The following is a 10,957-nucleotide window of genomic DNA, read 5'->3' as shown; positions in this document are numbered from 1 at the left end:
GGCTGGTTCGGGAGGAAGGGTCTGCACCTGCCAAGGAGTGGGTGGATACCTATGTAGCTGCTGGGCACATTGAGCACGATAACTATCGAGTCTCCCAAGGTCTGTCGCAGATTCGTGACGCTGAATCTCAGGCTCTTCGTCTGCAGAAGATGATCGACGCGGACAGTCGGGAATCGCTCGAACTTTTGCGTGGGATCCCCGCATCTTTGGCTCCCGTTGGCGGTTTGCTTTCCAAATACTGGGGATCAACGAGCGCCGGTCTCTATCAGGGGCGGTTCGCTACGATGCCAATAAGCCGATCGATGCATGACGAGCATCTGTCGAGAAAACACAGGGCAAGACTCACGTCGGCAAGTTTCGGGTTGCCCCCGTCCGATTACGTCGAAGATCGAGTTTTTGTCGCACATGATGTTCGTTTGTCGAGAACTGGGTGGACTGAAGCCACGGCCATAGACGCAGATGGTGTTTTTCATCCGACGAGATCGGGTCGACTCCCTCGTTTGACAGGCTTGGTGCTGGTCGAACGGCCGGAGCGTGAAATTGAGATGGTGTACATCTTGCCGTTCCCATATGTATCCGGAAACTATTATCACTCCTTGACTGAAATGGCTTACGGGCTTAGACATATATATACTGTGGATGCTGATGTTCCGATTGTTTTCGAGAAGGATCCGTTTGGATTTCTCCCCGTAATCTGCCGAGCAATGGGTATTGACGTTTCGAGACTAGTTTCTCGCGAGTCGGTGCAAAATGCTATATTTAGCACCGCCGTTCTCCCGGAGGGTGGGCCATATTACTGGAGTTCGACATTTGTTCAATTCTTCAGGTCTATAGCGCTTCAATTGCGAAACACGGCTGCTGGTGCCTCGTCGAGTGAACTGATCTATGTATCACGATCCAAATCGCAGCGAAGCCTGCCTGATGAGTGGATAATTGAGAATTACTTGCGTTCCCTTGGGTTTGAGATTTTCTTTGCGGAGGAGCATTCGTTCGAGGAGCAGGTCGACAAATTCTCGTGCGCTCAGGTAATCGTGGCATCACATGGTGCTGGTATGGCGAATATTTGTTTTGCTCCGGATGACTGTCGCGTACTTGAAATATTCCTTCCCGAGTTAATTAATAGGGATTTTCAGAGACGTAGTCAATTCGTTACCCCGAACTACTATCCAATGATTCTTGATGAGGGTGGTGCTACTGGCCTTATAGAAGGGATGGCAAGCCTGCTTGAAGACCTCCTCACAAGATAGATAGTGCCACTCGCGCGCTGCCAATTTTATCGGCCCTGTGAATCAGATGCACCAATTTGCCTGCGCCGGTTGTGGGTCGCTCCTATTCGGCAGCTGAGGTTGAGCCGTATTCGGGCTATTCGACGAAATTGATCGGGTAGTCGTCGCTATGTGAGGAGGGCTTCACCGAGGTAGAAATTGAGCCCTATGGCGCCCGCTGGTTCATCGTCGTTGGCAAGGCATGGTTGCTTGCCAGGGCACGATCTCGTGCGAAACTTCCTCGGTAATTGCAGAGTGAGAGCGACGCTTCTGCGTGACCTTGGGGTCTCCGAGGAACTTACTCACTAGTGTCCCGAAGTGTCTGCGGAGCTTGCAGAGGTGTACGGCTGTCACGCGAAGCTGCGAAACGGCATCGCCCACGGCCAACGGCCCAACGATCTGCTGAAGTTGGAATTCATCGTCGAGCCTCGAAGTCAGACTAAGTCCGATCTTCCTGACATTGGTGGGATCGATGAAGCCACTAAGCCCCGTGCAGATTGTCGCAGGAAAAGGGGCAGTGCACGCGTTTGGGATCGAAGTCTTCGAGACATGTGAGCGAAAAGATTGCCGCGGAATTCTTTCTCTTCTGTTTCTCCCGTTCTCACGGCAGTTGGCCGTATTTCTATCCACGATGATCCCAGCTGGGTGTGGCGCCATGATGGTGTCGGAGGCTGAAGTGGCGATCTCCCCTGGGGTATGGGCAACCAAGAGGTTCCTCAGCATCGATACAATCATGCCGAAGTTGCAGGGCTGCGGTGGCCGACGCGCTGGAGGGGATACACGCATGCATTCGGACGAACGACGCTCGCGGGACTACATCGAGGCCCTCCGGACAGCGGAGCTCATTTCGGATCCCGTTGCGGTTGCGGCTCGTCTCGTGGCTCTGCAGGAGCGTCATGATCGTGACAAGAAGAAGCTCGCGAAGGTCGAGGGCGAACTCTCCGCACTTAAGAACGCGGCAAAGGATCGCGACAAGCTCGCGGAGGAGCTGAAACACCTGCAGAAGCAGCGTGACCAGCTGAAAGTCGACCTTATTCGTGCCAACGGGTCACTCGACGCATACCGTCGCGAGACAGCACGGCTGAAGGAAGACCTGAAGCGTGTACGTGGGTCTCGCGCCATGCAGGTTGGGCGCTCCGTCTTGTGGCCCGCGACCGCTGCGAAGAAGTTGCTCCAGCCGACTGAGCGACTTGAGGCTACCGGGCCGTCGGCTGGCAGTGATGCAGCGGCGGCTGAATCGAGCGGTGATGAGACGCTGGCGTCGGCGGCGGAAAACGCCGCCGCAGCAGGACCGTCGGAATCAATCATCTCGACCCCCAAAGCGGTTCCGGTGAGCCAGCGTTCGATCGAACAGCTTCTGGAAGAATTTGAGGCTGAGCCCAACGCTGACACCCTGTCTCGAGTCATCAACCGACAGTGGTACCAGCTTGGTTTGATTCACGAGCCAGCCGACCTTATCGACCGCCACCCGGAGATCGTCGAGAAGTTCACACCCCAGTATTCGCGCCTCGTTGAGCAAATCAAGGGGTACGAACGTATCGAGTCGAACGCGGCGACGATCCCGGCGCGAGCGCCGGGCATCGCCTATTCTGCGGAGCCAGGCCGGATCATGTATTGCGTCCACTCGACGCCGGCGTTCAACTCGAACGGCTACTCGACACGCACTCGCGGTGTTGCCGCGGGTCTTCGTGACGGTGGGCACGATGTCACCGTCGTGGCGCGCGCCGGCTACCCGTGGGACGGGCCGTCAGATGTTGAAAAGCCAAGCCAAGAACGCACCGTTCGTGCGGTTGACGATGTCGAGTACGTGCATCTGCCCGGGCCCGGTCTCGGCAGCACCGCGATTGACCACTACATTCTTGCGGCGGCCGATGCGTTCGTTCGCGAAGCGCGTCTTCAACGCCCCTCGATCATTCACTCGGCTTCGAACTTCCGCACCGCCCTCGCGGCGTTGATCGCGGCCCGTCGACTCGGCGTCCCCTTCGTGTACGAAGTACGTGGGCTTTGGGAAATCACCGAGGCAGCCGAGAAGCCCGGCTGGGAAAACACGGAGCGATACAAGAGCATGGAACGGCTCGAAACGCTCGTCGCCAACGAGGCAGACTCGGTTCTGGTGATCACGACGCAGGTCGCCGATGAACTCGAACGCCGCGGCGTCGACCGAGCCAAGATGATCCTTGCTACCAACGCCGTGGACACAAATCAGTTCGTGCCGCTGCCAAAGGACGAGTCGTACGCGGCCAGCCACAAGATCCGCACCGACGTGCCGGTGCTGGGTTTCGCCGGCAGCATCGTGCCGTATGAGGGGCTCTCGCTGCTTGTGGAAGCGTCGGCCAAGCTCGCCGAACGCGGGATCGTGCATCAAGTGGCCATCGCCGGGTCCGGGGATACCGTGAAGGGCCTCAAACGACAGCGAGATGAACTCGGGCTCACGACCGTGACCTTCCCCGGGCGACTGCCGATGGAGGAGATGCCGCGACTCCTCAGCACCTTTGACATCATGCCGCTGCCGCGGGTCTCTTCGGCAGTGACGGAGCTCGTGTCGCCGCTGAAGCCGCTTGAAGCGTTCAGTTCCGCCAAGGCCGTCGTGTTCTCCGACGTCGCGCCGCACCTTGACATCGCGGGTCCTGACGAGGCTCGCGGTCTCGTGTTCCCGGCCGGCGACGCGTCGGCGCTCGCCGACCAGCTGCAGCGCCTGATCGAAGACCCGGAGCTGCGGGCCGACCTCGGCCGTAAGGCGCGCCTGTGGACCATCGACGAGCGAACCTGGTCGGGCCTCGGCCACAAGATCACGGGCGCCTACGAGTTCGCCCGCGCCCGCCATGCCGAGGCGCTGCCCGCCCCGCGCACGCTGAGCTCGCTGCGGGTCGGCCTCGTCGCCGACGAATTCACCTCGGCGACCCTCGCCGCCTCAATGCAGGTCACCCCGATCGACCGCGACCGCTGGCGCGAGCAGCTCGCTTCGCCCGACGCGTTCGACCTCGTGTTCATCGAGTCGGCCTGGGCAGGCAACGAGGGGCAGTGGACCCGCGGTGTTGGGCACTACGGCGAGCAAGAGAACGCCGACCTCTACGGCGCGCTCGAGCGCTGCCGCGAGCTCGGCATCCCTACCGTCTTCTGGAACAAGGAAGACCCGGTGCACTTCGCCCGGTTCCGCGAGACGGCCGCCCGCTGCGACCACGTCTTCACGACCGACGCGAACATGATCGTGCCCTATCTCGAGACGCCCGGCGCCATCACGAAAACGGCCTCGGCGCTGCCGTTCTACGCGCAGCCCGCGATCCACAACCCGCTGCCCGCGCGCACCGAGTACGACCCCACCGCCGCGTACGCTGGCACCTACTACGGCGACCGCTACGCCGAGCGCTCGCACCAGCTGCGGCGCCTGCTCAACGCCGCAACGCGCGTGGGCCTCGCGATCTACGACCGGCAACTCGCGTTCCCCGACTCTCCCTACGAGTTCCCCGACGACCTGCAGGAGTTCGTCCGCGGTCACTTGCCGTACGACCAAGTCATCGACTCGTACAAGTCACACCTCGCGCAGCTCAACGTGAACTCGGTGACCGAATCGCCTTCGATGTTCTCGCGCCGCGTGGTCGAGGTCGCCGGCTGCGGTGGCGTCGTGCTCTCGGGCCCGGGCCGCGGCATCACCGAGACGTTTGGGGGCGTGATCCCCGCCACGAACGACAACGCGACGTGGCGTGCGCTATTGCACAACTGGAGCACCCACCCCGCGGAGCGCGTGCGCGAGGCCTGGTTCCAGATGCGTGCCATCTACCGAGCCCATACCGTCGACACCGCGCTCGTGCTGCTCGCGCGCACCGCGGGCATCCCCGTGGCCGCCCGAGTCGGGGCGAGCTACGGGCTCGCGTTCGACGCGAGCGACGACGCCGTGCTTGACAGCGTTGCGCGTCAGTCAGTGCTGCCGCGCGAGGTGTTCGTGAGCGACGGCTTTGGCGCGGCGAGTGAGCGCCTCTCGTCTCTCGGAGTGCGCGTGCGGGGTGCCGCCGCGATTGAGCAGTCACAGTCTGACTGGCTCGGCCAGGTGTCGGCGCCCGTCGGTCGCACGCACTTCGAGGACCTCCTGCTGCCGACCCGCTTCGGTGACTGGAACCGCATCACCTTCCGCACCGCGACCGCCGACGATGCGGGCGTTGCACTCGCGATGCCGATGGATGTGCCGAACGGCACCGAGGGGCTCGTGCGTCGCGACCTGGTTGAGTTCAGCCACGGGCTCGAGCGCGCGCTGAACACGCGCCCGGTGACTGGCGTCGAGCTGCTGTTCGCGCCAGCCGAGCCGGTGTACACGCTGCCCGTCGAAGAGGCTGAGACCGCGGTGCCAGGCGAGAACAACGCGAGCAAGAGCATCCTGGTCGCCGGCCACGACCTGAAGTTCGCGCGCACTCTCATCGAGACGCTCGAGGCGGCCGGGCACACGATTTTGCTCGACGAGTGGGAGAGCCACACGAAGCACGACGCCGAGCGCTCCGAGGAGCTGCTCGAGCGCGCCGACATCGTATTCTGCGAGTGGGCGCTCGGTAACGCCGAGTGGTATTCGAAGCGCGTTAAGCCGCACCAGCGGCTCGTCGTTCGCGTCCACTCGCAGGAGCTGCGCCGGCCGCACCTGCGCGCGATTGCGCACAAGAACGTCGACGAGTACATCTTCGTCGGCGAGCTCATTCGCCGTGCCGCGATCGAGAGCCACGGCGTGCCCCAGAAGAAGACGCGGGTGATTCCGAACCCCGTTGACGTCACGTCGCTGCAGCTGCCGAAGCAGGAGGGCGCCGAGCATACGCTCGGTCTCGTCGGTATCGTCGCGCAGCCGAAGCGACTCGACCGGGCCCTTGACCTGCTCGAGCGCCTGCTCGAGGTCGACGGCGGCTACAAGCTGCGCATCAAGGGCAAGCAGCCCGCCGACTACCCGTGGATGCTCAACCGACCCGACGAGATGGCGTACTATGACGCGCAGTATGCGCGGATCGACGCGATCAACGCGAAGCGCGAGGGCGCCGTCGTCTTCGACGGCTTCGGGCCCGACATGGAGGAGTGGTACCGCAATATCGGCGTCGCTGTGTCGGTGAGCGACTTCGAGTCGTTCCACCTAACGATCCCCGACGGCGCGGCCTCGGGGGCCCTCCCGACGTCGATTGACTGGCCGGGCGCCGATCTCATCTATCCTCGAGAGTGGATCAGCGCGACCGTCGAAGAGATGGCGCAGCGGGTGCTTTCAGCGAAGAGCAACCCGACCCAGCTCGCGGCGATGGTGCAGGAACGGTTTGGCGCTGACGATGTGCTGGCCGAGCTAGCGGAAGCGATCTCGCCGTCCGCCCAGGAGCAAGAATGACGATTGCAACACCTCAGCGGGATACCCGGCATGACGCCGAGGTAATCCAGTGGGCCGACCCCTCGCTGTTTGCACCGAACGGCAAGCGCGGCCACTACGTGTTCGCGCCCGACAAGTCGCGGCAAGAGCGCGGGCCGCTGCACGCGCTCTACCAGCCGGGCACGACCGACACGCTCGTCGTCGTGCTACACGGCGCGATCGACCGCGAGAAGTACACGCTGCCGCGCTTCGAGTGGCTCGGCACGATGAAGGAGCGCCAGGAGCACGTGCTTTATGTCGGCGACCCGACGCTCGCGCTGGCGGCCGACCTGCAGATCGGGTGGTACGTCGGCACGCGCGAGTCGGATGAACTTGCTCGCGTCGTGCGCCTGGCCACGCAGCTGCGCGACAAGCTCGGCCTCGCACGGGTGCTGTTCATGGGCGGCTCGGCGGGTGGCTTCGCGTCGCTCATGGCGTCGTCGCACGTGCCCGGTTCGCGCGCACTTTCGTTCAACCCGCAGGTGACGATCGCGGAGTACTACCAGCGCTTCGTCAAGCGCTTCATGCAGGTCGCGCTGCCGAGCTTCGCTAACTTCGAGGAGGCTCGCGCCGCGCTGCCCGGGCGGCTGTCGGCGCTCGACGCCGTCACCTCGACGACGCAGATGCGCAACCGCGCGCTCATCGTGCAGAACAGTGGTGACATGTTCCACATGGAGAACCATCTTGGGCACCTCGCGACTCAGCTCGACCTGCCACTCGAGAGCACGGTGAGTGCCGACGGCGGCATGGAGTTCGACATTCGCTACTTCGGCGACGGCCACAGCATGCCGTACCGGCACGTGCTGACGAAATACCTCGACCTCACCCTCGAGCGCTGGGACGACGAGCGGGTCGTGCGCGCGGGCGACGTGTTCGTCGAAGACGAACGTTAAGTTGCATTCGGTTAGGAATCCGCGATGAATGAACCCGCATCGACGCTCATCCTGCTTGAGATGATCTTCTGCGACTTTGAGAACGACCCTGACATTCTCTCGTCCTACTTCGAGCGACTTCAGCTGACTCTCGAGTCGCTGTCGAAGCAGCAAGTGCCGGCCCACGCTGAGCTGTCCGTGGTGGTCTATGTCTCGCAAGACAAGGGCACCTGGATCGACAAGGTGCAGGGCGAAATCGACCGCTGGGCGGAAGTGCGGGATGCCCGCGTTTCGATCACGACTCACACCTACGACCACCCCGGGATCGGCTACCCCGAAGGCGACCCGACTCGCGTGGATTGGCAAAAGAACCCGAGCAAGCATGCACCTTACCGGGAACAGCTCTTCACGTCGTCGTGCGCGGCGGTCGATTTCGGCGCGTACGACCGGCTGATCCGCGTCACACTGGATGACGATGACATCTGGCTGCCCTGGCACACGACGACGCTGGTGACCGTCGCCGAAGCGGCGAGGTCTGACGAGCGGATTGCGCACCAAGAAGACTTGGCGCTCGGGCTGCTGGATGTCAATCTCGCCTACATCGGCGATCATGAGGTCGAGGTGCGCACGGTTGCTCTCGAGCGGACCCTCACTGGCGACAAGTTCTACGTCATCGACAAGCCGGGTGCGCGAGACGATCTGGCGAAGCGGTCGGCATGGTCGATCCCCGAAATCATGGATAAGGAGCAGCAGCGCAAGATGGCGCACCATGGAGTTGGGCTGTATGCGGTGCGCAACTTCGTTGCTGGCTTCGTCTATATGCGATGGGGACAAAATCTTTCGCGGCAACGCAAGGACGGGTTCCAACTCGTGGGATTGGGGTCCCAGACGCTGTCGACCGCGCGCGATGTGCTCGGGCTGAGCCAAAAGCAGGTGCCCACGGGGCGTACTTCTGAGTTGTGGTTTGGGATTTTGCCAGGGCGGTTCAAAGTCGAAGCCAAGCGGCGAGGTCGTCGTCTTGAGGTTTCAACGAACTTCGACGACGTCAAGAAGTCTGGTGCTCAGCTTGCGCTGCAGGTCATGCGTGGCAACAAACGCATAGACGTGCGCGCCTACGGCCAATCCGCGAACGCGGTATTTGAGGACGTGCCTCCCGCGGTGACGGTTCGAGCGTTCATCCGCCGAGACGGTGAGGTCACCGATCGTGCAGCGTCGCAGGAAGTCTGAGCGTATGAGCGAAACGTCGCGACTGAGAGTATTCATGTATGGCTCGTGCGTCTCGCGGGACCTCGTGAGGTTGGACCCCGACCGCTTCGAGGTCAGCTACTACCTCGCGCGGCAGTCATGGATCAGCGCCTTTTCGAAGCCCGTCGCTCCGCCCCGGTACGAACTGGCCTCCAAATTTCAGGCCCGAATGGTTGATTTTGACTTTCGTTCGATGGGCAAGCGTCTGATCGGCGGCGATCAAGCGCTTGCCAGCGACGTCATCTTGCTCGACCTCATTGATGAGCGGCTGGGAGTAATTCCTCTGAATGGGACATATGTCACCTGGTCGGGGGAGATGCGCCGCACTGGCCTCGTCAGCTCTGCGGACCTTCGCAAGTGGATCAAGTTCGGCACGGACAAGCACTTTGCCCTGTGGTCGAAAGCGGCCGAGAAAGTGCGAGCTGCCCTCGAGCCCGCTATGGATCGAGTGTTCGTGCTGGGCGCGAAGTTCGCGGAGACCTCAATTGAAGGTGAAACGATTGACGGCCCTAGCGGTCGCCCGATTGCTGAGTGGAACGCTATGTACGACCGGTACTATGCCAAACTCGAGGACCTCGGCTTCACCGTGTTGCAGCAGGACCCTGAATCGTGTGTGTCGACGACTGAGCATCTCTGGGGCGTTGCGCCGTATCACTACGTGGACCGCGCCTACTTTGACTTTGGCGACGCTATTTTGACGCACCGACGTGCTGTCTAGCGGCAACCCGGCACGGGCAGCTCGCCCAAACTCTCGGACTCAGGGTTACGCCCGCAGCGCTCGCGCAATCGTCTGAATTTGGAGATCCATGAGCTGGGCGCTCTGGTCTCTTGTGGGCTGCGGGAACGACATCACGCTCGCCAAGACTGACTCCACCGGGCCGTCGAGTGGGTTTCGTCGGGCGTCAATGCCAAACGCGGAATAGTGGTCTCGGAACTTGAAATCACCGCCGAACACTCTGTCCGTGAGGACAAACGGTGCGACGGGGATCCCGTAGGAGTGCGCAAAAATGCAACCGTGAAGGCTTGTGGAAGCGATCGCCTCGTACCCCGAAAGCTGGCGAACGAATTCTGCCTTGGGCGCATAGTTGTCCACGATGTTTTCGACCTGGTCGGGGTAGCGATTGGCGAATTCGTCCCGATCTACATCGTGGATGATGAACCCCATTTTCTTGCGGTGTGGCACCGGGGCCAGCGGAGCGATCCGGGACAGCAGCATGCCAGGGTCAGCGATGACTACCGGAACCTGGCCGGTGTCGCGTTCGATGACACTTTGCGTCAAGAAGCCCCGGACCGCTTCAATGCTGATATCACTGCCGTACTGGCGAGGGTTCCCGTTAATCAGGCCGCCGCCGATGATACGTACGGGTGCGTCGACGAGCCCCGCGATTACCGAGCCGACGAGCGAGATGGTCCCGGCAGGAAGCGCGTCCTTCTGCCGAATCCCGAGGCGCCGATACTTGTCGGGCCCGAGCAACCAGTCGGCAATGTGGAACCCCATCATGTCGCCGAGGTTGCCGGAGTCTCCCCTGACGGTGGTCTTGTGGGCATAAATGTTGATCATGGGCTAGCTGCTTTTATCTACGTCGGTTTGGACTTGGTTTTTCGTCAGCTGTTGCTGGGCGATGACGTTACCGAAACCGTCGAAGACGAGAACTCGAACGTCGAAATCTTGATTCGTTCCGGGGGAGTCGGGGACCTGCCAGAGGCCCCAAGTCTCAAAGAGCTGCGACGTCGCGATGTCTCGCCCCGCTTGAGAAGCCACTGCCTGCCAGCGAAGATTCCCAAAACCGTCGGGCACGCAGTCAGCGACAACGCGCACCGTGTTATGCGTGCGCTGTATCGAGATTGTCTGGTCAAATGTGTGCCTCGCTGACCTGAGGTCCATCGGTCGACGAACGGGATCGTCGCCGATCACTGACAGTTCATCAAGTTCTTCGACGAGGGGAAGGAGTTTCGCTGGTGTGCACGTCAGGGTGCCGAGCAACTCGATGAGCAAGGCGCGGTCCGGCGGCGTGTGGCCCTCTTCGAAGTCGGCGATCCAGATCACCTTGTTTTCGTCACGGTGCCAGCGTCCTGGACCGGCTTGGAGTAGTGCCCCCTAGAGTGGTGTAGCCCACGGTGGCCAGCTCGTCGTTCACGACGTAAAGCGCGGCCACCGTGTGATCCTTCGAGGAAACTCTCACATCCCACTCGAAAGGCATCATCACGATGAC

At 61.8% G+C, this 10,957-nt stretch carries 7 protein-coding genes; 5 read left to right on the top strand and 2 right to left on the bottom strand.

All coding sequences use genetic code 11. The features are described 5' to 3' along the window. The first annotated feature begins 41 nt into the window (after positions 1-41). From QM019_RS10120 to QM019_RS10100, 5 genes are all read left to right on the top strand, one after another. Positions 42-1,247 carry a glycosyltransferase family 61 protein gene (locus QM019_RS10120; RefSeq protein ID WP_282852880.1) on the top strand — a complete coding sequence of 402 codons (1,206 nt, stop codon included), beginning with the start codon at positions 42-44 and terminating at the stop codon, positions 1,245-1,247. A gap of 802 nt (positions 1,248-2,049) precedes the next feature. Continuing rightward, positions 2,050-6,609 (top strand): glycosyltransferase, encoded by a 4,560-nt coding sequence (locus QM019_RS10115; RefSeq protein ID WP_282852879.1) that lies wholly within the window; start codon positions 2,050-2,052, stop codon positions 6,607-6,609. Next, entirely contained in the window at positions 6,606-7,520 is a 915-nt protein-coding gene (locus QM019_RS10110) for a hypothetical protein (protein WP_282852878.1), read from the top strand. Before QM019_RS10115 ends, QM019_RS10110 begins: the two co-directional genes overlap by 4 nt. Before the next feature lie 24 nt (positions 7,521-7,544). Beyond that, entirely contained in the window at positions 7,545-8,726 is a 1,182-nt protein-coding gene (locus QM019_RS10105; protein WP_282852877.1) for a hypothetical protein, read from the top strand. Between the two features lie 4 nt (positions 8,727-8,730). Continuing rightward, positions 8,731-9,462, top strand: coding sequence for a DUF6270 domain-containing protein (locus QM019_RS10100; RefSeq protein ID WP_282852876.1), 732 nt, complete (start codon positions 8,731-8,733; stop codon positions 9,460-9,462). 45 nt (positions 9,463-9,507) lie between these two features. Here the strand turns inward: QM019_RS10100 and QM019_RS10095 are convergent, their stop codons facing one another. Both QM019_RS10095 and QM019_RS10090 read right to left on the bottom strand, forming a co-directional pair. After that, complete coding sequence (locus QM019_RS10095; RefSeq protein ID WP_282852875.1) at positions 9,508-10,305, bottom strand: polysaccharide pyruvyl transferase family protein; 798 nt, start codon at positions 10,303-10,305, stop codon at positions 9,508-9,510. Positions 10,306-10,308: 3 nt separating this feature from the next. Beyond that, on the bottom strand, positions 10,309-10,791 hold the full coding sequence (locus tag QM019_RS10090; protein ID WP_282852874.1) for a hypothetical protein: 483 nt from the start codon (positions 10,789-10,791) through the stop codon (positions 10,309-10,311). Positions 10,792-10,957 lie beyond the last annotated feature (166 nt).

Origin of the sequence: Gulosibacter sediminis, assembly GCF_030011715.1 — a bacterium.
GTDB lineage: Bacteria > Actinomycetota > Actinomycetes > Actinomycetales > Microbacteriaceae > Gulosibacter > Gulosibacter sediminis.
Note: the sequence above shows the minus strand (reverse complement) of the source record. Positions and strands in the feature narration are given on the sequence as shown.

Excerpts from the sequence above, each read along its gene's own strand:
- QM019_RS10095 (WP_282852875.1), bottom strand. The coding sequence starts at position 10,305 with ATGATCAACATTTATGCCCACAAGACCACCGTCAGGGGAGACTCCGGC.
- QM019_RS10115 (WP_282852879.1), top strand. The coding sequence starts at position 2,050 with ATGCATTCGGACGAACGACGCTCGCGGGACTACATCGAGGCCCTCCGG.
- QM019_RS10110 (WP_282852878.1), top strand. The coding sequence starts at position 6,606 with ATGACGATTGCAACACCTCAGCGGGATACCCGGCATGACGCCGAGGTA.
- QM019_RS10105 (WP_282852877.1), top strand. The coding sequence starts at position 7,545 with ATGAATGAACCCGCATCGACGCTCATCCTGCTTGAGATGATCTTCTGC.
- QM019_RS10100 (WP_282852876.1), top strand. The coding sequence starts at position 8,731 with ATGAGCGAAACGTCGCGACTGAGAGTATTCATGTATGGCTCGTGCGTC.